This is a genomic window from Alteromonas australica, assembly GCF_000730385.1.
GTDB lineage: Bacteria > Pseudomonadota > Gammaproteobacteria > Enterobacterales > Alteromonadaceae > Alteromonas > Alteromonas australica.
The window spans coordinates 2,497,410-2,519,661 of record NZ_CP008849.1 but is presented as its reverse complement, the minus strand read 5'-3'; the positions used below and the strand labels follow the sequence as shown (position 1 = coordinate 2,519,661).

The 22,252-nt window shown below is 44.7% G+C and carries 23 protein-coding genes; 11 read left to right on the top strand and 12 right to left on the bottom strand.

Going from position 1 to position 22,252, the window contains the following annotated elements; translation table 11 throughout:
* Positions 1–6 precede the first annotated feature (6 nt).
* The 3 genes from glgX to msrB all read left to right on the top strand — a co-directional run bounded on the left by glgX (position 7) and on the right by msrB (position 4,252).
* Positions 7–2,094: a glycogen debranching protein GlgX gene (gene glgX / locus EP13_RS11175; protein WP_044057356.1), complete on the top strand. Its 2,088-nt coding sequence runs from the start codon at positions 7–9 to the stop codon at positions 2,092–2,094.
* Positions 2,095–2,230: 136 nt separating this feature from the next.
* Complete coding sequence (gene gndA / locus EP13_RS11170) at positions 2,231–3,784, top strand: NADP-dependent phosphogluconate dehydrogenase (RefSeq protein WP_044447779.1); 1,554 nt, start codon at positions 2,231–2,233, stop codon at positions 3,782–3,784.
* A 69-nt stretch (positions 3,785–3,853) separates the two neighbouring features.
* Complete coding sequence (msrB, locus tag EP13_RS11165) at positions 3,854–4,252, top strand: peptide-methionine (R)-S-oxide reductase MsrB (RefSeq protein ID WP_044057355.1); 399 nt, start codon at positions 3,854–3,856, stop codon at positions 4,250–4,252.
* Positions 4,253–4,424: 172 nt separating this feature from the next.
* On the opposite strand, the gene EP13_RS11160 is transcribed toward msrB, so the two are convergent.
* Positions 4,425–5,318: a DUF2989 domain-containing protein gene (locus tag EP13_RS11160; RefSeq protein WP_156026751.1), complete on the bottom strand. Its 894-nt coding sequence runs from the start codon at positions 5,316–5,318 to the stop codon at positions 4,425–4,427.
* Positions 5,319–5,441: 123 nt separating this feature from the next.
* On the opposite strand from EP13_RS11160, the gene EP13_RS11155 reads away from it, so the two are divergent.
* The 7 genes from EP13_RS11155 (at position 5,442) to EP13_RS11125 (ending at position 13,805) form a co-directional block, all read left to right on the top strand.
* On the top strand, positions 5,442–6,887 hold the full coding sequence (locus EP13_RS11155; protein ID WP_044057354.1) for a glyceraldehyde-3-phosphate dehydrogenase: 1,446 nt from the start codon (positions 5,442–5,444) through the stop codon (positions 6,885–6,887).
* A gap of 156 nt (positions 6,888–7,043) precedes the next feature.
* Positions 7,044–8,171 carry a M14 family metallopeptidase gene (locus EP13_RS11150; RefSeq protein WP_044057353.1) on the top strand — a complete coding sequence of 376 codons (1,128 nt, stop codon included), beginning with the start codon at positions 7,044–7,046 and terminating at the stop codon, positions 8,169–8,171.
* Positions 8,172–8,268: 97 nt separating this feature from the next.
* On the top strand, positions 8,269–9,927 hold the full coding sequence (locus tag EP13_RS11145; protein WP_044057352.1) for an alanine/glycine:cation symporter family protein: 1,659 nt from the start codon (positions 8,269–8,271) through the stop codon (positions 9,925–9,927).
* A 181-nt stretch (positions 9,928–10,108) separates the two neighbouring features.
* Positions 10,109–10,435: a Zn-ribbon protein gene (locus tag EP13_RS11140; protein WP_044057351.1), complete on the top strand. Its 327-nt coding sequence runs from the start codon at positions 10,109–10,111 to the stop codon at positions 10,433–10,435.
* Entirely contained in the window at positions 10,435–10,728 is a 294-nt protein-coding gene (locus EP13_RS11135) for a YeaC family protein (RefSeq protein ID WP_044057350.1), read from the top strand. The genes EP13_RS11140 and EP13_RS11135 overlap by 1 nt, the downstream gene beginning before the upstream one ends.
* Positions 10,718–13,588, top strand: a complete 2,871-nt coding sequence (locus EP13_RS11130; RefSeq protein WP_044057349.1) for a DUF349 domain-containing protein — start codon at positions 10,718–10,720, stop codon at positions 13,586–13,588. The genes EP13_RS11135 and EP13_RS11130 overlap by 11 nt, the downstream gene beginning before the upstream one ends.
* A 1-nt stretch (position 13,589) precedes the next feature.
* Entirely contained in the window at positions 13,590–13,805 is a 216-nt protein-coding gene (locus tag EP13_RS11125) for a hypothetical protein (protein WP_044057348.1), read from the top strand.
* A gap of 49 nt (positions 13,806–13,854) precedes the next feature.
* Here EP13_RS11125 and EP13_RS11120 read toward each other — a convergent pair whose 3' ends face one another.
* Together EP13_RS11120 and EP13_RS19110 are read right to left on the bottom strand one after the other, a co-directional pair.
* A complete protein-coding gene (locus EP13_RS11120; protein WP_044057347.1) occupies positions 13,855–14,049 on the bottom strand; it encodes a hypothetical protein in 195 nt (64 codons plus the stop codon).
* Positions 14,050–14,077: 28 nt separating this feature from the next.
* Positions 14,078–14,254, bottom strand: a complete 177-nt coding sequence (locus tag EP13_RS19110; protein ID WP_044057346.1) for a DUF1328 domain-containing protein — start codon at positions 14,252–14,254, stop codon at positions 14,078–14,080.
* A gap of 110 nt (positions 14,255–14,364) precedes the next feature.
* Here EP13_RS19110 and EP13_RS19250 point away from each other — a divergent pair, with 110 nt between their 5' ends.
* A complete protein-coding gene (locus EP13_RS19250; protein ID WP_156026750.1) occupies positions 14,365–14,523 on the top strand; it encodes a hypothetical protein in 159 nt (52 codons plus the stop codon).
* 83 nt (positions 14,524–14,606) lie between these two features.
* Here the strand turns inward: EP13_RS19250 and EP13_RS11110 are convergent, their stop codons facing one another.
* From EP13_RS11110 to EP13_RS11070, 9 genes are all read right to left on the bottom strand, one after another.
* The gene (locus EP13_RS11110) at positions 14,607–15,194 is read right to left on the bottom strand and encodes a CC0125/CC1285 family lipoprotein (RefSeq protein ID WP_231401285.1); all 588 of its coding nucleotides are present in this window, start codon (positions 15,192–15,194) and stop codon (positions 14,607–14,609) included.
* A 12-nt stretch (positions 15,195–15,206) separates the two neighbouring features.
* Positions 15,207–15,464 (bottom strand): hypothetical protein, encoded by a 258-nt coding sequence (locus EP13_RS11105; protein ID WP_044057345.1) that lies wholly within the window; start codon positions 15,462–15,464, stop codon positions 15,207–15,209.
* Between the two features lie 32 nt (positions 15,465–15,496).
* Positions 15,497–15,919, bottom strand: a complete 423-nt coding sequence (locus tag EP13_RS11100) for a hypothetical protein (RefSeq protein ID WP_156026749.1) — start codon at positions 15,917–15,919, stop codon at positions 15,497–15,499.
* A gap of 96 nt (positions 15,920–16,015) precedes the next feature.
* The gene (locus tag EP13_RS11095; RefSeq protein WP_044057343.1) at positions 16,016–16,336 is read right to left on the bottom strand and encodes a hypothetical protein; all 321 of its coding nucleotides are present in this window, start codon (positions 16,334–16,336) and stop codon (positions 16,016–16,018) included.
* Positions 16,337–16,550: 214 nt separating this feature from the next.
* On the bottom strand, positions 16,551–18,560 hold the full coding sequence (locus tag EP13_RS11090; RefSeq protein WP_052364369.1) for a response regulator: 2,010 nt from the start codon (positions 18,558–18,560) through the stop codon (positions 16,551–16,553).
* An 11-nt stretch (positions 18,561–18,571) separates the two neighbouring features.
* Positions 18,572–19,024: a response regulator gene (locus EP13_RS11085; RefSeq protein WP_044057342.1), complete on the bottom strand. Its 453-nt coding sequence runs from the start codon at positions 19,022–19,024 to the stop codon at positions 18,572–18,574.
* Entirely contained in the window at positions 19,014–20,528 is a 1,515-nt protein-coding gene (locus EP13_RS11080) for a sensor histidine kinase (protein WP_044057341.1), read from the bottom strand. The genes EP13_RS11085 and EP13_RS11080 overlap by 11 nt, the downstream gene beginning before the upstream one ends.
* A gap of 4 nt (positions 20,529–20,532) precedes the next feature.
* Entirely contained in the window at positions 20,533–20,757 is a 225-nt protein-coding gene (locus EP13_RS11075) for a hypothetical protein (protein WP_044058929.1), read from the bottom strand.
* A gap of 14 nt (positions 20,758–20,771) precedes the next feature.
* On the bottom strand, positions 20,772–22,103 hold the full coding sequence (locus EP13_RS11070) for a sigma-54-dependent transcriptional regulator (protein ID WP_044057340.1): 1,332 nt from the start codon (positions 22,101–22,103) through the stop codon (positions 20,772–20,774).
* Between the last annotated feature and the right edge of the window lie 149 nt (positions 22,104–22,252).

Below are 22,252 nucleotides of genomic sequence, written 5' to 3'. Positions count from 1 at the left end.
AGAAGGGTGGACGCCGTACTTGCTGCTGTCAAAGATTTTCAGGTTTCAGTAGGAGAAGCCTACCCCTTGGGAGCCACTCTGGTTGACCACGGGTGTAATTTCGCCATTTATGCACCAGATGCTAAAGCTGTTATTCTGTGCATTTTCCATAGAGACACGGAAGAACCTTGGGCTGAAATCGTTTTGCCTGAAAAAACAGGTGACGTATGGCATGGTTTTGTTTCTGATATAGAAGCCGGTGCACTCTATGGATACCGCGTACTGCGTGGCGATCTAGATCTTCATGCATCGCCAACCGATAAATTGCTTATTGACCCTTATGCCAAAAAGCTCAGTCGTCCCATAAACTGGGACGCGCGGCAATACAAACACGATTCACAGTTTATGATCCCTAAGTGTGTGGTGGTGAATGAGCAAGCCTATTCCACACAGTCGAGCTCGCCAGTACAAGTGGCCAAGCACAAACGCATCGTTTATGAAGCACATGTTAAGGGGTTAACTAAATTACACCCCGATGTGCCCAAAGCACATCAAGGAAAATACCTCGGTGCGTGTCATCCTTCGGTGGTTGAACATATAAAGCAACTGGGCGTCACCACCGTGCAGTTTATGCCCATGTGCGCCTTTATGCCTGAGCCTTTTATTACCGAAAAGGGGTTAACAAACTATTGGGGTTACAACCCCATTAACTTTTTCGCACCAGAGCCGCGCTACGCAAACGAAGATGCACTCGCTGAAATAAAAACCATGGTAGACACGTACCATCATGCTGGTATTGAAGTCATTGTCGATGTGGTGTTTAACCATACTGCTGAAAGTGGAAAGGGCGGCCCTGTTTTATCTTTTAAGGGTTTCTGTCCTTATCAGGCCTACCTACTTGAACAAACTAAGCGTGGAGAATTGGTTTACTCCAATCATTCTGGCTGCGGAAATACTGTCAATACTTCTCACCCCTACATGATGACGTTGATTCTGGATGCCATGCGTTTTTGGGTAACAACGATAGGGGTAGACGGCTTCCGTTTCGATTTGGCAGTGAGTTTAGGTCGAGAGCCACAAGCTTTTAATCGCTATTCGGGATTGATTCGGGCCCTTGGTCAAGACCCTGTTTTGCGCAACAAGGTATTGATTGCAGAACCTTGGGATATAGGGCCTGGTGGCTATCAGTTGGGGAATTTCCCTACGCCGTGGTTAGAAGTCAACGATAAATACCGTGATACTGTTCGCGCATTTTGGCGTGGCGATGAGGGCGTGACGCCGGATTTTGCTACCCGGTTAATGGGCTCAAGAGATGTCTTTCATAAGGGCTACCGACATATCTCCACCTCGGTTAACAATGTCACTTACCACGATGGCTTCACCCTACATGACTTAGTGAGTTATGCCGAACGACATAACTTAGCGAACTTAGAAGATAACAGAGATGGTCACGGCCACAACTTGTCAGCCAATTACGGTGTTGAAGGTGATACAAACGACCCCGATATTCTTGCGCTTAGAGAGCGACAGAAGCGCAACTTATTCGCCACCCTTATTTTCTCTCAGGGCACGCCTCATGTGTTAGGCGGCGATGAGTTAAGCCGAAGCCAACAAGGCAACAATAACGCTTACTGCCAAGACAATCCCATCAGTTGGCTAAGCTGGGAAATGAATAAACGAAAGCAGGACTTTCTCGACTTTTGTAAGTATGTCATTGCCATAAAGCGGTCGTCTTCTTTGCTAAGTGAAGTCAGGTTAGACGATGATGCATTCACCGTCACACGCAACGTTAGCCACGTCAATTGGTTTAAACCCGACGGTAGCGATAAGGCTTCGGAGGATTGGAACGAAAAGCACAATAAAGCCTTTGGGGTAGAAATAAGAGGCTGCGCGCTAGATGAGCACACCCCTGAACACTGGTTTTTGTGCTTTAATGCAGGTGATAACGACGTACGCTTTCATTTGCCTACTTTGTCGCCAAACGGGGGGTGGACGTTGCGCCTAGACACCCGTTACGCATCTTTGAAAGAGCAGCCTAATATTTGTATTCAGCAGGTGTTTATGCAAGCCGCCCGGTCCATTTCATTATTTAGCTTTAGCGAAATCCAAAGATAAGGGGGACATAATACCCCAGATAAGCTTTACCTTTGACGACAAATAGAACAGATGGGATTTATTTCACACAGGTATACTGTTCTTTATTTATGTTGGTGGTATCATGCGCTCCCATCTGAAAAGTGAGGGTTATCCTATGCAAAATGAAGGTGGAAAACAGCACGATCAAAACGCGTGCGACATTGGCTTTATCGGTTTAGGGGTAATGGGAAGTAACCTTACCATGAACCTAGTAGACCACGGTTTTCGCGTGGCATGTTTCGACTTAGATCAACCCAAAGTTGAATCTATATTGGCCAAAGACGCAAGTGAGCGTGGCGAAGGTGTTGCCCCTCGAGTTGAAGGCTGCAGTTCTTACACAGAGCTTTTAAGCAAATTAAAAGCCCCTCATCTTATTATCATTTCCGTACCAGCAGGCGACCCTGTCGATCACGTTTGTCACCATCTTATTGATGCGGGTATTCATGCCGATGATATTGTCGTGGATACCGGTAACAGCCTTTGGACCGACTCAGTGGCCCGTGAAGCCCAATACAAGGGCAAGTTCATCTTTTTCTCAACGGCTGTCTCTGGCGGTGAAGTGGGCGCGAGATTTGGCCCATCTCTTATGCCTTCAGGTAACCCTTACGCGTGGACACGTATCGAGCCAGTATTAAAGGCTATTTCTGCAAAAGCGGATGCTATCACGGGAAAACCGATAGAAAGCTTTACCCCTGGCAAACCCGTGTTAGAAGGGGAGCCATGTGCGACCTATATCGGTCCCATTGGTGCTGGTCACTATGTGAAAATGGTGCACAATGGCATTGAATATGCCGACATGCAGCTAATATGTGAAACCTACCACATTATGCGTGATGCCCTTGATATGTCGCCAGCTGATATTGCAGCCGTTTTCCGTAGATGGAATGAAGGAAAGTTAAATAGCTACCTGATTGAAATCAGTGCCGACGTGCTAGAGCAGCGAGACCCCGAAACCCAGCAACCCCTCGTTGATGTTATTCTAGACCGGGCAGGCCAAAAGGGAACAGGGTTGTGGACCGCTGTCAGTGCGCTAGAAGTAGGTAGCCCCGCGCAAACGATTACTTCGGCGGTATTTGCTCGCAGTATCTCTTCACTAAAAGACGAACGTGTTGCTGCAAGTAAATTGTTAGCAGGGCCAGCAAGCGTAAGCTTCGATGATGATCAAAAGCAGGCCATTATTGATAAGCTAGAGCACGCACTTTATTGTTCAAAAATTTGCGCCTATGCCCAAGGCTTCCAATTAATGGCGATGGCGGGCAAAGAACATGGTTGGAATCTTGAGTTTGGCGAAATTGCAAAAATTTGGCGCGCAGGTTGTATCATCCGTGCCGTTTTCTTGCAGTCTATTTCAAAGGCGTATGAGAACAACGAAGAACTGGACAATTTGTTGTTAGACCCTTTCTTTGCCGAGCAAATTACTCAGTATCAGTCAGATTGGCGTGAATCAATTGCGCAGGCTACGCTTGCCGGCGTACCTTGCCCCTCAATGATGTCTGCATTGAGTTACTACGACTCTTATCGCACGGCTGTATTACCTGCAAACTTGTTGCAGGGTCAAAGAGACTATTTTGGTGCGCATACCTACCAACGTGTAGACAAACCAGCTGGTAAGAAATATCACCTTGAATGGAGCGATCCAAACCGGCCGCAAACGTCTATAAAACGTTAGTACCGAAAAGGTAATAGTTGTAAGGTGTATCTATGATTAGATACACCTTTTTTGTTTTTTGGGGGAAATATGTCGCAGCAGGAATGGAAAGATAAATTATCTGAAGATGAGTACCGCGTGTGCAGACAAGCCGCCACGGAACGTCCCTTTACTGGCGTGTTGCTTGATGAAACCCGTGAGGGACTTTATGTCTGTAAATGCTGTGGTGCACCCTTGTTCTCGTCTGATACAAAATTTGACGCAGGGTGCGGCTGGCCTTCATTTTACCAACAGCTAAATGATGCAAACGTCGATTACCGAGAAGATCACACTCATGGAATGCACAGAGTAGAAATATTGTGTAAGCAGTGTGAGGCTCATTTAGGGCATGTATTCCCTGATGGACCAGAACCGACAGGGCAACGATACTGTGTAAATTCTTTATCGCTTACCTTTAAAGGTAAAGACAGTAGTGTGGTAAAGGGATAAGGCAGAAGTGAGTTTACCGCAACAATACAGCGGCGCGGTTAAAAAGGTAAACAATTGATTAAAAAATGTACTGCTTGAGGTGTCTTGCCCGTTGCCAAGAGATAAAAAACGCGCTTAAAGCGCGTTTTTTTATTTTTTTAGAGGTAATCTAGGTGTAATTCATTTTCATAATCTAGAGTTTATCTAAAAGCAGCTTGTTTGCGTTAAAGCTGCCTTCATCTAACGCCGTCACAATATCGTCGACAATTTTATCTAATATAGAGACTGGCAAGTTATGGTTTTCTTTTAGATAGCTAGCCTGGTCTAAATTCATACGTTCATCGTACTCTGCTGCTACTGCCATCCACACATAAGCCATACGATACTTTTCACTATCAAGGGCTAATGTGTATAAAGAATGATAAATGGCTAGGTCAACATCATCGCTATCATCGTATAAACTTAACGCACGATACAAGGTGGCTACTGTCTTTTTAGCGTCGGTTTTTACTTGCACCGAAGCAAGGGCTACTAATAAGCTTGGGTCGCTAATGCGCTGGCTAGCTGCATAACGCTCGAAGCGATTAAATGCTTGTTCATCACCAAAGCGCGTCCAATGATAATAAGACAAGTACGGATCCAGCGACGCTTTGGTTTCTCGCGCTAACCGTTTCAATTCCCGTTGCGCAGTAATAACACCTTTTAGGCGTGTTGCTTCTTTGCCTTTGCGCCTTATATGTTCAATGTGCTGCACTTCTTCTACACACACTAAATACTTCTCAAACGCTAGGAGAAGAGGGTATTTATACGCCTCTGAAGTATCATCTTTGTGGTTGTATCTTAGGCGTATTATTTCAGCCCGTTCAAAACGGCAACGGGCATCTAAGCTTAAGTCCAGACACAGGTTTGGCTGGGTGTTACATATCTCTGAAATGGTGGGCTCAAACCACTCGCTGCAACTCGATAGCAGAAACGCGAGAAGCACAATCCCTAATGGTTTTCCTGAAAATGTGGAAAAATTACTAAATAATCGAGCTAAAAACTGCGTTTTCTTATTTTTATTGAAATTTATCAACAATTTGGTCATCCCTGTCTGTTTGATTAAGATACTGCTCGTCACCGTCAGACGAATAACTCACCTAGTGTACCCTAAAACTTTAAAAAACTGACGTGCCTCTTACAGTTAATTTACGTCAATCAAGGTAAAAGAATGAACCAACAGTTTGAACAGGAACTACAAAGTAGCTGGCAAGAACGCCAAGAATACGCAGAAATGATGCTGCCTCTCATTGGTAAACTTTACCGTAACAATGCCGTAGAAATCTCCGTATACGGTCGCTCACTCTTAAACGCCAGTGCTATCGATGTCATTAAAGCCCATCGAAAAGTACGGTTGCATGAGGGGATTAAATTACGCCTTCGTGAAAGCTACCCCATCGTGGCCGCCCTTAGTGAGATGAAACTGGCCCCTGCACAAATTGATGTGGGTAAGTTGGCGTTTGACTTTAACTACGGGTCGGCGGTAGACAAAGACGACCTTAACGCCTATTTGCGAGACAAGTTAAGCGAAGTTGTTGATAAAGACGATAGCCAACAGCCACAAGATGTTGTGTTGTATGGTTTTGGCCGAATCGGTCGTTTGTTAGCCCGTTTACTTATCGAAAGACAAGGCAAAAACAACAAGCTAAGGCTGCGCGCTATTGTGGTTCGTGGTGGCCGAGACGGCGATCTCGAAAAACGTGCAAGCTTATTGCGTAGAGACTCAGTACATGGGCCATTTAATGGCAGTATCACAGTAGATGAAGAGCGCAATGCGTTAAAAGCAAACGGTTCATTTATTCAGGTTATTTACGCGAACAGTCCAGATGAAGTGGATTACACCCAGTACGGTATTGATAACGCAATTATTATTGATAATACCGGTATTTGGCGTGATAAAGATGGGTTAGGGCTGCACCTCAAGGCAAAAGGGGCTGCGAAAGCTATCCTTACAGCGCCAGGCAAAGGCGACATTAAAAATATAGTTCATGGTGTAAACCACGAGGAAGTGACGCCGCAAGATACTATTGTATCTGCAGCGAGTTGTACGACAAATGCCATCACGCCGGTACTAAAAGCATTAGATGAAGAGTATGGCATTGAAAATGGACATGTAGAAACCGTTCACTCGTACACTAACGATCAAAATCTCATTGATAACTACCATAAAGGTGACAGACGGGGCCGAAGCGCGCCGCTGAACATGGTTATTACGGAAACAGGCGCTGCCAAAGCGGTGTCTAAAGCCTACCCGAAATTGGCGGGTAAACTAACGGGCAACGCTATCCGCGTGCCTACCCCGAATGTGTCTTTGGCTATTTTAAACCTCAACCTAAAAACCACCACAGACAAATTAGCCGTGAATGAGTTTTTGCGTGACACCGCATTGTTCTCGCCACTGCAACATCAGATAGACTATACCGCCAGTAAAGAAATTGTGTCCACTGACTTAGTGGGGTCACGGGCCGCGTCTGTGGTAGATTCTCAAGCTACCATCGCGCAAGATAATCGCCTTACCCTTTATGTGTGGTACGACAACGAATTTGGTTATAGCTGCCAAGTGATGAGAGTGGTACGAGATATGGCCGGCTTAAGCTTTCCGACCCTGCCTCTTTAATAAAAAAATGAACAAGAAACCGACCCTTGCGGTCGGTTTTTTTATATGTGTAAACAAATTGAAGATGGCTTCACTTTAATTCATCGCGCTGCGCGTGGTATTTTTGTTGTTGTCTATGCTAAATTAGCGCACAAATAATTAGGAAAACGACAGTCTATGCATATTTCCAGTCAATTTGACAGCGGCAACATTCATGTTGTGCGGGCAACAAGCCCTGAAGATATTCTTTTAACTATCCCCAAAGACAACCAGTCTGATTTTGCACAATGGTTTCATTTTCGCTTAGTGGGGGAAGCCTTTGTTACCCATACTATGACCATAGCTGAGTTAGCAACGTCGGCATATCCAGAGGGTTGGAAGGACTACAACGTACTTGCTTCCTACGACCGTCAAAACTGGTTCAGAGTGCCGAGCGACTTTGATGGCGACAATCTGACGTTCTCATTAACGCTAGAACAGCCCAGCGTCTATTTTGCTTACTTTATTCCTTATAGCTACGAACGTCACCTCGACCTTATTCACGAAGCGCAAAATGCTTTACTGTGTGAACATCGATTCCTCGGCTTAACCCTTGATGGCAGAGATATGTCTATGCTGGTTATTGGTGAGGAAACGCCTGAGAAGAAAAAAGTATGGATTACAGCGCGCCAGCATCCTGGTGAAACAATGGCACAATGGTGCGCACAGGGTATCATTTATCGCTTACTGGATGAACAAGACGGACTGGCTCGACAATTGCTGGATAAAGCGGTGTTCTATATTGTGCCAAACATGAATCCAGATGGCAGTGCACGCGGGCATTTAAGAACTAACGCCGTAGGCACAAACCTTAACCGCGAGTGGGCTGAACCTACGAAAGAGAAGAGCCCCGAGGTACTTTATGTACTTAACGCTATGTCGCAAATTGGCGTAGATATGTACCTTGATTTGCACGGCGATGAGGCATTGCCGTACAACTTTGTGGCAGGCACGGAAGGAAATCCAAGTTATAACTCTGAAATTGAAGCATTAGAAAATACCTTTAAACAGGCTTTATTGAATGCAACACCAGAATTTCAGGATGAGTTCGGTTACGATAAAGACGCGCCAGGCGAAGCTAATTTGGCGGTGGCATCGAATGCAGTGGGTGAAAAGTTTAACTGCATGGCTTATACCGTTGAAATGCCGTTTAAAGATAATGCTGATTTACCTGACAAACTGTATGGTTGGTCGGTTCAGCGTAGCGAACAACTAGGTGAAGATTTACTTATCGCCGTTAACGCGGTTGTGAATGCACTTAAATAATAAATAGCGAAATCACTATGCATGCCTTGGGTTCCAGGGCATGCAAAAAAATACAATAATAGAAATCATAACAACAATATAAAGAAGGGGTGTTACCTTGGAAGGGTTATATAGTTTTCTTATCCTGATCGACGGGTTTTTGGGGAGTGCAGGTTGGTTTCCCTATGTGTTACTTGGTGTGGGTCTATTTTTCACCATTTATCTTAAATTCCCACAAATACGGTTTTTCAAACACGCCTGGCAAGTCGTTACAGGTAAATTCGACAAAGAAAGCGATCCAGGGGATACCACGCATTTTCGCGCGTTAACCACAGCACTTTCTGGCACTGTGGGTACAGGTAATATCAGTGGTGTGGCGTTTGCTATCTTTTTAGGTGGTCCAGCGGCATTATTTTGGATGTGGGTGACGGCCTTTTTAGGTATGACAACAAAGTTTGTTGAAGTAACCCTTTCCCACAAGTATCGAGTGAAAACAGAAGATGGCACCATGGCGGGTGGCCCTATGTACTATATGGACCGCCGCTTGAATATGAAATGGTTGGCGGTGGCTTTTGCTATTGCCACTGTGGTTAGCTCGTTTGGTACAGGAAACCTTCCCCAAAGTAACGGTATTGCACAAAGTATTGAAGCGACGTTTGGCTTTGAGCCTTGGATGGTGGGTAGCGTACTGGGTATCTTACTTGCGCTGGTTATTCTTGGTGGTATTCAACGCATTGCAGCGTTCACTGCGCGTGTTGTGCCTGTCATGGCGGTTATTTACCTTATTGGTGCGCTAGCCGTTATTTTTGCCAATATCGAGAACATTGGCCCTTCTTTTGCCGCCGTTATTAGCGATGCCTTTACTGGGTCGGCGGCAGCGGGTGGCTTCCTTGGAGCGTCATTAACCTATGCTTTTAACCGTGGTGTAAACCGAGGTCTGTTTTCTAACGAAGCGGGTCAAGGTTCCGCGCCTATTGCCCATGCCGCGGCGAAAACAAAAGAGCCAGCGTCAGAAGGGATGGTTTCATTACTTGAACCTTTTATCGACACCATTATTATTTGTACCATCACGGGTTTAGTTATTTTGTCTTCAGGGGTATGGAATGAGAAACACCAAAATGTGTTCGATCGTTCTGACATGCTTTTTGTTGAAGGGAAGTACGAAGAGAATAAACAAGCTGATGTTGAAAAGCTATTTAGCTACCTTAATGAAATCGATCTTACGGCGATAGAGCCCTACAACGGCACAATTACTGTTGTTAACGGAACGGCAGTAAGTGATGGCTATACGTTACTTAACTCTCGTTCAATTGCAGAAGACGTAACCTATTCAGTGGGAAGTGAAGATTTATTTACTGGTACATTAACCATAGAAGACGGTAAACCGTTAAAGCAAAATTTAGAAGTAAGCGGTAAGTCATTGGTTCACTCGGCAGCATTAACGACGATCGCGTTTACTCGTGGTTTCTTCGGTAATTTTGGTCAGTACATTGTTTCTATCGGGCTTATGCTATTTGCTTTTTCTACAGCAATTGCATGGTCTTATTACGGCGATAGGGCAATGACATATCTGCTTGGTCCACGTTCTGTCATGCCTTATCGAGTCATTTACGTTGCGGGCTTTGTTTGGGCCGCCGTATCTGATACTACCTTGGTGTGGGCATTATCGGCAGTAGCAATCGTAATAATGACTTTACCGAACCTATTTGGTATTGTTCTGCTAAGTAAAGAAATGAAAGAAACCATGAACGATTATTGGTCTAGAACTAAAAAGTAATCGCTAATGGTGAATGCGTGAGGATGTAAACGTGGTAGCAAGAAGTTTACACTCTCGCGCATTTTTTATTCTGATTTTTTAATAAGCGCTTCTGCTCGCCATTTTCTTATCAGGTTTCTTTTCATCATTCGCGCAACCAATGCTGCCTGGTTATTTTTATCAACACAAACAGGAGCAAAAAATGGCACTCGTCAATTGTCCTTCATGTAACAAAAAGACCTCAGACAAAGCAAAAGTTTGCCCCCACTGTGACTTTCGCATTGGCAACGCTTCGGCTGAAGATATTGAGCGTAAGCAGCAGCTACAAAAATTTAAGAAATTACAAAGTATTCAAAATCAGTCATTGCTAGCCATGCTAATATTTGTAGCAGGGTTTGCTTTTATGTATTGGGGCGGTACTCGTCCAGGAGATTTACAGCATAACCTGGCGATTGTTTGCAGTATCACGGGCTTTGTGTGGTATCTTGTGAACCGCGTAAGAACAGTATTAATTAAACGATTTTCTTGATGAATATAGATGTATTAGTAAACAGCATGACCGCAGACGTATATGAACGCCTGCGTAGTGCAGTGGAAACAGGTAAGTGGCCGGATGGTACGCCGTTAAGTGACGATCAAAAAGCGAGCAGTATGCAAGCCGTTTTGCTGTATCAGGCAAAAATTGCGAAGTCTTCGGAACACATGACCGTGAATGAAAACGGTGAAATAGTGCATAAAAGCAAGCAAGAATTCAAACGCGCCCTCCAAGGCGACAGTGATGATAACAATACCATAGCGCGGTTTAAACAGGATGATATTTAGTCGGTTATTTGCTCCTTCTCACACCAGTCAGAATCCCGAAAAAAGACGGGAAGCCATAAAAAATCTATCACCGGAAAAACCCACAGATAAAACACTATTACACGAGTTGGCGTTTAATGATGAAAATGCCGATGTCAGCTTAGACGCCTTAAATAAGCTGGGGTCTTTCGTGTTATGGCAAAAAATGTCCCAGATTGCTAAGCATGAACGTGTACAACGTACAGCAAACAAAGTGGTGTTAGCGTGTCTAATGGGCGAAGGAGAAATTACGATTTCCCGAGCCGAAAAAGCCGCATTTCTAAAAGAATCGGCCAGTGGCGATTTAGTACAGCAGGTTGTCCTTGCTGACCCTGAATTATTGCACGATATTTCTTTGGCTAAAGTGTTAATTGAAAAAGTCGCCAAGCCAGCCTTCTTCCAAAACGTGTTTTTACACTACGCTAGCGGTGAACTTCAGGCGGTTATGCTATCGATGATAGATGATTTGTCTTTGCTACAAAAGCTGGAAAAGAAAACCAAAGGGCAGGCCATTCATTCTGAGGTACAAGCGCGGGTTAACGCCCATAAAGAAGCCAGCGAGAAACCCAAACGCTTATTGCGAGAAATCACTTTATGCCTGTCAAAATACAATGCCTTGTTAGACAAGAGTGATGTGGAAGATATAGAGGATAAGCAAGCAACGCTTGAAGGTGATTATAAAGCGCTTTTACGTGATGCTTCCATTTTATCTGAACAAGATAAGGACGAGGTTGAGCAAAAATACCTGCGTATTTCGCAATCATTAGAACGCTACCTTGCCCGCCTTCGTCCAGAATGGGAAGCCAAGCAGGCTAAAGCGCATATCGAAAAGTTGGAGGCCTTGTGCAACGAGCAGCGCAAGCATGCTACTCAGCAAGTTGATTGGCTTTATTACGAGCGATTATGCGATGCAACCATTGCTGATGTCGCCGTGGTTAATGAGTCGGTACGTGCGTTAGAGGCGACATTCGAGCACCTTGAAAATACGTCGGCAAATTCAAGCCTGGTTGATAAAACAACACAGACACTATCGCAGTTGAATGAAAAAATAACAGCGTTTTCTATGCAACAGCAATACGCCCAAAAACTATTGGTTGTTATTGCCGACGCGGAATCCCTGGCTGACACTGTAACCGCCGCCACTGATACCTTGAAGTCTGACTCAGCGGAATCTCAGGTAGAAAGCGTTGAGGAAAAAGCCGATAGTCAATCGAATAACGTGGTCGACGTCAAAGTAGAATTCAACGCACTTAACGAAAAGTTTGATGGGCTTAAGGCGCAACTTTCTTCAATACCTAAAGGTTTGATGTCACGTTGGAAAAAAGCCAGTGCCCGTATTAATAAGCAACACGTGCAGGAAAAAGCCAACATTGACGCTAAACTTCGTCAATGCAGAAAGCAACTGAGTGTGATTGAAAGCCTGATTGAGCAAGGTCGATATCGTGCGGCCATGGCAAAATTTGAGAAAGTTCGTGAACTTGTCAGTAGCAGTGATGAAGGTACACAAAAAGCAGTAGCAAAGCGTTTTGAAGGCGTTGCTGAGGAAATTTCTCGTTTAGAAGGTTGGCAGTCTTATATTGCTGGCCCTCGCAAGCCAGCGTTACTTGAAGAGGCGAAGCGACTAGCATTGACGCCCATGGAAGACGTGAAATCAAGAACCGAGTCTATTCGGTATTTGCGACAACAATGGCTTTCTCTTGGAAGTAGTGCAGAAGATAAAGATACGTTGCAGGTGGCATTTGATGACGCCCTGGAGCAGGCATTTCAACCTTGCCGAGATTACTATGCCGACATGGATGCTAAGCGGGAAGAAGCCAAACTGGTTCGTGAAGCAATTGTTGCCGATGCGCAGTCAATTGATCTCAGCCAGCCTGAAGCTACTGTGGTGAAAGTGGTAGATAGACTGAGTAAGGCATGGCACCAAGCGGGTCAAGTAGATAAGAAAGACTACGAGTCACTTAAACGCGCGTGGAAAACGGCAATTGCTCCAGCACAAGATAAAATTCATGCTTGGAACATGGCCAATAAAGAACAGAAACAGGCGTTAGTGGCAGAAGCCCAACAACTGGCCGGGGCTGAAGCGCTCTCAGGTGCATCTGAAAAAGCCCAGCAGTTACAAGCTCAATGGAAAACCATTGGTCATGCAGGAAAGCGAGACGAGAGCCGGTTATGGAAAAGCTTTAAACAAGCCAACGATACCTTGTTTGAACGCTTAAAAGCGCAAAGGAAGGCACAATCTAACGAATTTGATGCACAATTTTCCCAATTGATGGATTCGCTGTCTACCGCTGATGAGGCGGCTAATGAAAGCGAAGTCAACGACATTATCGCGGGTGTTGAAGAAGCTGCGGCAGGCTTGCCCCATGGCCTTAAAGCCAAACTACAAAAGCGGATCGCCACGCTTACCGCCAGCCGTGATAAAGCAAAAATTGCTCACAAAAAAGCCCAGCAGGACGCGCGTGCTACGGCTTTTGCCGAGCAATTGAGGTGTAAGCTTGAGGGAGCCGACGAGGCACTTAAAAATAGCGAAAGCCATGCGGCCTTGTTGGGTAAACGCTGGACAAATTTATTTTCACACGCTAGCGGAGCCAGCCACAGTCGACACTGGTTAACCGTGGCACTTGAAGCGGTGGCTGAAATGCCCACGCCTGAAGCAGATGCTAACCTAAGAACCGATGTTCAGTTAACCATGATGACTGCCAAGTTAGAACATGGTGAGCAAGTAGACCCTGTTCAATTATTAGAAGATTGGGTGGCAATAGGTGATATTACCGCGGATGAAGGCGCTTTAGTTGAACGCGTTATTGCGGTCGTTAATGCTAGGCCTGAATGGTTAGGTTGATATGGAAAACAGCATAGAATACGTTTTCGAAAGTGAGATGACCGCCTATCGTTTTTTAAATACGGTGAAACATATGGATGTTGACGCGTTACGAGTAAAATTTGGGCGCAGTGATCATCACGTATTTGTAGGCTATCGCGTGGCGATGGGGGAGTTCGATTCAACCTTGTCTAAATTAGACGATTTAGCAAGAGAGCTAAACGGACAAGAAGCATAAAAAAAGGGGCTGATGTTTTCATCAGCCCCTTTTCTTTTTCGCTTAACGCTTAGCAGTCTTTGTCTTCAGCGTCGACGCCTTCTTTCACATCTTCGCATGCGTCTTCCATTGCATTACCGGCATCGGTAACGACTTCATCAATTTCTTCGCCTGCATCTTCTGCTTCGCCATCGCCGCACGCGGCTAGTGATAGTGCAAATGCTGATGCTAATAGTACTTTTGATAATGCTTTCATAGAGATCATATCCTTTCTCCTATAAGTTAAAATATTGCTATACCTTTGGTGACTTACCGCGTAGTGCGTTAGCGACTAAAGAGATAACAAGTAGTGCAACAAACACAAAAAACAGAAACTGTGCTATACCTGTTGCCGCGCCAGCGATACCGCCGAAGCCAAAAACTGCTGCAATAATGGCGATAATAAAAAATGTAATTGCCCAACCTAACATAACTAAATCCTCTTATTGCTCCATAATGTTCACATAAGTTAATGCGATAGTTGTGCCTAATTGTTAAGTTGTTGATTCTTATGGTTAATGCCTATTTTTGGGCGAATAGCATGGCAACTGTGAACAGTGATTATCGACAAAGGTTACAGGTAATTTGCAGAATTTACAGGCTAGCAGGCATGTCCAATGTGTATGTATTTCAACATATTCATGAAGGGGGCACTACCCTAAGTCAACGGGGCAAACGACAAGGTAGAATGGGTGTTTAACACAATGAAAGCGTGTTACGTAAAATTAACGGAAAGGGAGAACAGCGCCAATAGAAGATTGACGCGATAAGAGGGGATAGAAGTTATTTTTTCTCAATGGGCGGAATATCACTCACTGCCATCACGTTTTTGCCTAAGCCTTCTTTTGCGTTAGCCATGCGTACTACAATGGAATAGTAAATGTCATTGATCATAGTGCTTTGTACACTATTTTGCCCTTCAGCCGCAGTGGGTTGCGCAACTTGTGAACAACCAGACATCGTACATTGCTGATCTTGGGTAAAGGTTGCAGGGGAAGATGGCTCTGTTATGACTCTACGGGCTTCAATTGGACGTTTGTCCACATTGGTCTTCACAATGGCTAAGTATTGATAACCTTGTTTCATGGCAATTTGCCCAGCCCGTTGCAGCGCGTACTCTTGTACCTTGTCAGCTGGGGTTTCGTCAGTGGCCTTAAATAGCACACGATATTCGTTGTCACTTAACTGAACACTTGAGTAACCGTACCCTTCTTTAGTTACCGCAGCCTTGTAAGGTGTAGGCACCGCTACCGGCGTCGTGCTGCAGGCGGTTAACGCTAATACAGCAGCCATTGAGGCTGGCCTGGCGATGGCCTTGAACCTGTCACACGCCTTTGTGGCTTGAGTGGCGTTTGAGAAAAGATTAAACATGGAACTTCCTTATCATTGTATAAATGAAATGACCGCTGTTCGAATTAACGAGGTGACCGCCTGATTTCGTTTACTCTTGGGTGAATCAGTTTTCGCGCCTTTAAACGCGCCTGCGGTAAAAATAGCCGCGAGGGTTTCTGGGTTCCCCATGATATGCCTTGCTTTAGTTTTTGTCTCATCTAAAGACACATCAACTTGGTGCTTTTGAGCTAGGTAATCATGCTCTCTTTGCTTAATGGTTTTCAGTTCTTTGTTAAGTAAGAATGACATAAAGTGTTCCTTTAAGCGTTTGACTGCCTAAGTTATTCATTCAGGCGTTTCATGAGCTGGATAATGCGTGTCGCACTTATGTAGTTAAATGCGCTTTTTGCTTGCTTAAATATCACCACCCCAATAGTGGCATTGATAACAAGCATAACAACTAATATGAAGGATACAGGCGCGCCAGCGAGGTGAGCGAAATAACCCAAGGCAATATTCAATAATATCCAACAAAATCCGCCAATAGCAAATGCGGTCATTCCCGCAAATACCGTGACGAAAACAGATTTCTTAATCAGCATGAGTTCACTGTTGATTAAATCTAGCAGTGCAAAACCTTGGTGCTGCTTCTGTTTCGCGTAGTTTTTCAATGCGTAAGTAAATTCTGAAAACGACACTTTCTCGTACGGTTCGTTATCCTGCGAGTCCTGCTCATGACGCTGCGCCGCTTTTTCCTCGTGCACGAAAATCGCCTGGCGCCGAGGGGGCGTCAGGCGAAACGGATTTTCGTCACGCGGCATAAAGCGTGCCTTGCGAAAATCGGGTGCGATTAGCATGGTTTACTTCTTACGCAGTAGTGACGTCACCAGCATACCCGCTGCAAACGCGATACCGGCAGTAGCTACAGGGTTTTCGATAGCGTACTGACGTACTTTAGAAGCCTGCCATTTTTGCTCTGCAAGGCGTTTACGGGCCGACATATTTTCAGCCGATTTTGACGCGGTCTGACGAATGTTCTCTTCCGCAACACCTGCGCTGTCTGCCAACTTATCTACAGATGAATGCAGTGTTTCTTTAAGTTGATCCGTGACTGGGTGACTAGGCTCTGTAACACCGTTTGCTTTCGCGGTTCTCTGTGTAGCTGTTGTTTGTGTTGCCATAGTACTCTCCTTAAATTTTGCTATGAATGCACTATAAAGAGGTGCAATGGCTATACCAACCGAAATGGTTTTCTAATATGTTGATTTTAAATGGATTATTATTTTTGAGGGAGGGGGGTTAGCGTGGGTGTCTAGGTTTGCGGTAAGACTTTCATGGCACCTTGTGTAAAAGTTTCTTGCTTTGGGGCTAACACTCGCCCCTACTTTTTCAGTGCTAAGAGGCGGACTTTTGTTTAGGCGCGTGGATAGCCTGGTATAAATCGTCCTTGCTGACGGGCTTTAAAAGCGATTGGTTAACCCCCAGGTGTTTCATTAATTGCTTGTCAGGTTCATGGCCACTGACAATGGTCAACAGGGTGCTAGGCTGAATTTGCATAAGTTCTTCTGCTAAATCATACCCATGAAAGTCAGGTAAGGTTAAATCCATCAATATATGATCGAAGATTACCTCATTAACCCGTGATATGGCGTCTTCACCGGTATGCGCAATGATGACATCATGGCCTTGGTGAACTAAAAATAATTGTAGCAGCTCTGCTGCATCTTCATCATCTTCCACCACCAAAACTTTAAGCGCGTTTTGAATAGGTTGGGTGTCTTCAGTGGTTTGCTTGGCGATATCCGCGTTTGAAACAGAAGGGCCTTCTGCTTTAACCAAAAAGCGTTCTAGTACGTGGGTGAGTGCGCTTCGTTCAATGGGCTTGCCAATCACATCTATAAAGCCTTCCTCTAGAAGTGAGGCTTTTAATCCTTTGCGACTCGCCGCTGTTACGGCCACAACGGGCACTGAACACTCGTGTCTACGCAACGCATGCAAGGCTTCAATACCGTTCATTACGGGCATATGAATGTCCATTAACACTAAATGGAAAGGGTCGTTGTCTTCTTGCGCTTGCAGCACGGCTTCTAATGCTTTAACACCATTTTCAGCGTACGCTACGGTGGCATGGCACTGGCTAACCAAATGGCCAGTGAGTCGACGTATTTCACGAAGATCATCGACAATGAGTACTTTCCCTGTAACTTGCAATTGCAATGGATTGTCTTCCACTCGGGGCGCCGGTTCCAAGCTTAGGTTAACTCGCTCTTGGTGAGTAATGTCGCCGGGGTCAATCGTGAAAGAAAAGCAACTGCCTTTACCAAAGACAGACTCCACGCTAATTTTGCCTCCAAGTTTTGATACCAGTTCTTTCGATATTGCTAAGCCCAGGCCAGCGCCACCGTGGTTCGCCCGCATCACATCTTCAATTTGTTCGAAGGGCTGGAAAATACTTTCCAATTTGTCCGGTGGCATACCAATGCCGGTATCTGCTACTCGAAATCGAATACGTTCATTTGCCTTACCCGGTGCAGGAGGAATCACTTCTACGGAAATATTCACCGATCCTGAATCGGTAAACTTAACTGCATTATTGATTAAGTTAATTAATACCTGCCTAAGCCGGGTAGGGTCGGTGTGAATGAATTCGGGAATTCTCGATTCAGAAATCAGGTGCAGACTCAACCCCTTGTCTTTCGCGGTAAGGCGCATAAGGGCGTGGAGGTCGGTTAGAAAACCGCCTAAATTCACTGCTTTTATATTCAATTCCAACTTGTCTGCCATGATGCGAGACATGTCGAGTAAATCATTAAGCAAGCTGAGTAGGTGTTTACCGTTAGAATGAATAATAGAAAGTTCTTGCTCTAACCCATGGTTATTTTTGTCATCTAACAATAATTCCGCATACCCTAATATCGAGGTTAGTGGTGTACGTAATTCATGGCCTAAGTGGGCAAGAAACTTATCTTTTGCTTTGTTTTTTTGTTCTACTTTATGGCGCTCTAATCGTTCGTTTTCAATTTCACGGCGCACCATCGCATAGCGAATAGTGCGCATGAAACGAGGCGTTTCGATTTCACTTTTTTGTAGATAGTCAGCCGCACCTGCACGCATCACTAGCTCGTCCACTTGCGCGTCAGACTGACCGGTGAGAATAATCACCGGTAAGCTAAATTGGTTGGATTTAAGTACGTCTAGCACGTCTACGGCATTTTCAGCACCCAACAGATAGTCTAATAGGCAAAGATCAAAATTACGCCGTTGAAGCGCATCAATCGCATCAGCACTATTGGTGACCCAGGTTAGCTGAAACTTGGGTTCTTCACATCCTTGCAAGTAATCCGAAGTTAAAAAGTAATCATCTTCATCATCTTCAATAAGAAGAACCCGTATAACGTCACTCACATCACACTCCGTTAGTCGTGGGGCAATTCCACAAACTCAATCCAGTACCGGCCTAGTGCACGCATTAACTCTACCAAGCCCTCAAAATTTACCGGTTTGGTAATGTACGAGGCGCAACCTAAGTCGTATCCTCTTAGCATGTCTTCTTCTTCTTTTGAGGTGGTTAGAATAACCACAGGAATGCCCCGTAATTTAGGGTCATTTTTAAGCTCTTGAAGTGCCTCCCTGCCATCTTTTCTTGGCATGTTCAGGTCAAGCAAGATGAGACTAGGGCGAGGGTACTTGTCGGTATCGGTATAGCGGCCTTCGTGACGTAAAAACTCTAAGAGTTCTACTCCGTCCTCTACACAAAAAAGATTATTAAGGACGCGACTTTCTTTTAGCGCATCAACAGTTAACAAACGATCGTCTTCGTCATCATCCGCCATAAGGATGTTTATAGGTTGGCTTTGCTTACGCGTCATCTTGTGAGTCTCCACTATTATTGATAGAGCCAAAAGGCTCGCTGTCTATGGGTAGCACTATAGTAAAGAGGGTGCCTTCTCCCGGGGTGCTTTGCGCCGATATCTTGCCATTATGACGCTCAACAATACGTCGGCAAACTGCTAATCCTATGCCGGTTCCTTTGTACTCACTTCGTCCATGTAATCGTTGAAATGGCGCGAATATTTTTTCGGCAAAAGATTGGTCGAACCCGATACCATTGTCTGCAATGGTGATTTTTAGCCAATTGTACTCATCGGCCAACAATAAACCTTCCATGTCGGCTGGGTCAGGAGAGCTAGTCTCGACGTTCACCACAGGAATGGTATCTTCTGCTTGAAATTTCAATGCATTAGATAAAATATTTAAAAACAATTGGTCAATTTGAGACTTATCGGCGCGAATAGTGGGTAGGGTGGCAATGTTAATTTGTGCGCCTTTTTCTTCAATGGCGATTTCCAAATCATCAACCACGGCATGAATAACATCATTGAGGTTCACATCTTCAAAATCTCGTCCGCGCGTGGACACCCGTGAGAACGCCAGTAAGTCTGAAATCAGCATAGACATACGCTCGGCAGCGTTTAGCATACGCGCCAAGAAATCTTGCCCCCTTTCATCCATGACATCTTTGTAACCTGAATCTAAACGGTTACCAAATGCCCTGATTTTACGGAGGGGTTCTTGCAAATCGTGAGATGCCACGAAGGCAAAATCTTCTAGCTCCCTGTTACTACGCGCTAATTCATCAGAATACACCCTGAGTTCTTGGGTGCGTTCATTAATTTTAGTTTCAAGATCTTCATTGATATCTTCTAAATCGTGTTGGTGCTTTTCATTTTCTCGCACATTCATTTTTAATAATGCGAAAATAGAAATAATCAGTAAAAGGGTAGTGCCAGATGAGATGATGAGGGTATTGACGGAATCTCTTCGCAATTTCATTAAATTGGCGAGATGCGTACTTTGCATAGCCCGCTCAGAGGAGTCTATACTTTGAAAAATTTCTTCAAATTCATTATATAAATTGAGACCCCTATCGCTTTCAAGCAGCGCAAAGGCTTTTGGCGTTTGATCATCACGTACTAACTCTACCACTTCAACCATACCGTTAATTTTAGTACGTGTAAGCAGCAGCAATTCATCGATTCGTGACACCTGCTGGGGTAAATCTGACGAGTACGCACTAACCTCAACTTCGTCAGCTAAGCTAGAAAATGAGTTTAATGTTTCTTTATATTCTTCAAGATACGCTTCATCTTGCGTTAGCAAATACCCTCGCTGGCCAGATTCGGCTCGTAGTACCGCAACATGCAGTTTATTCACTGCATTTATTACACGGTTAGTGGTGAACAGCCTTGCTTCCAGCGACGACAAATCGTCTAAGGTTTTTACGACGTAAAACGAATTTGCGGTAATCACCACGATGACGACGATCACCATAATTATCCAGCTATACAGCGAAGATAAGAGTTTATTCACCATGAGGTTATTCCGAAACTGAATCACCGAGTTCTGAAGTCATTTCAGATAGGGTGTGACTACAATCCTTAGCGCTGGATATAATTTTATCCAACGCCGCCATAGCCTTGTCGGCGGGCACATCACCATTTAGTGCCATTTTAACCAACTCTGCTTGCATCGAAATCCGGTTTAGTGGTTTTCGAGCATCGTGAACATAAACACTTAAACGTGCAAATTCTTCTTCTTTCATACTGGCGCCCACCGTTATTCCTCTTTACTCAAGTCACCATACGCATGAAGACGGTTGTACAAGGTTTTTGTACTGATACCTAACATCTCAGCTGCCATGGTTTTATTGCCATTTACCTTTTCTAAGGTGGCGTAGATAAGCTCTTTCTCTACATCTTCAATTGTGCGACCCGCTTGCAGTGCAGGGGCCGTACTTTGTTTTTTCGCAAAGGGAGACTCTATGGTTTTTGGAAGCTCAATGGCCGACTTTTCAGGATCACTCATTATGGCGGCGCGATGAACGAAGTGGCGTAATTCACGCACATTACCTGGCCAATCGTAAGCTTGAAGCGTGTCTAGTTGACTAGATTGCCAAATGAAATTTGAGCCATTGTCTTTGTTGAATTCTTCAATGAAACTTTTTGCCAGTAGGGGAATGTCTTCCTTTCTTTCCCGCAAGGGAGGAATAGTGATAGGGAATACCGCTAATCGAAAATAAATATCTTCCCTCAGCACTTTGCTTTGTGCAATTTCTTCCATGGTACGGTTGGTTGCCGAAACCACGCGGCAATTAACAGGAATAGTTTTAGTGCCACCCACTCGGATAACCACTTTGTTTTCAAGTACACGCAACAAATTAGGTTGCATGTCGATAGGCATTTCAGTGATTTCATCTAGAAACAAGGTGCCGCCTTCGGCTTGTTCGAACACGCCTTCTTTGCGCCCCACAGCGCCAGTGAACGCGCCCTTTTCGTGACCGAAGAGTTCACTGCCAATAAGTTCTTTAGAAAATGCGCCACAGTTGGTGGCAATATAGGGGCCTTCGCTGTCTGACGCTCGGTGGATAGCGGCGGCAACCACTTCTTTACCGACACCGCTTTCGCCTAGTAGCATGACATTAGCGCTGGTTCTGCTCACCCGTTGAATAAGCTTATACAGCTCTTGCATTGGCGCAGATTCCCCAATCAACAAATCAAAGTGTTTAACAATAATATCGTCTTCCACAGGGGCTTTTTGTGGTTTACCGGATAAAACCGCTTCTATGTCTTCACGTTGAATGGGTTTAACAAGATAATCAATATTCGGTCCGCACAGGCCTTTAATAATGCCCTTCACTGATGGGTGACCTGTGATTAGGGTAACGCGGGGGCGCTTGGGAAGGGTATCGAGCTCATCGAATAAATGGGCTCCGCTCCCGTCAGGTAGCATAAAGTCGAGTAATACGTGGTCGAAGGTTTCTTTCGTTAACCAGTCTCTTGCTTCTTCTAAATTAGCAGCAGTTAGAACTTCATGACCGAGAAACTCAATAATCGTACAGGCAACTTCTGTAAATTCCGCATCGTCGTCTACAAGCAAAACAGTAAGCACGTAAATTTCCTTTTCTAAACTTCCAATAACCTCACTACTACGGAGTAAAAGGCTATAAGATCAATATTATAAATCGTTATTTTTTGACTAAATGTATTCTGGCGGCGACAGTGAATAGTACCTGTCGTGGCTAAATTTGCAATTGCACA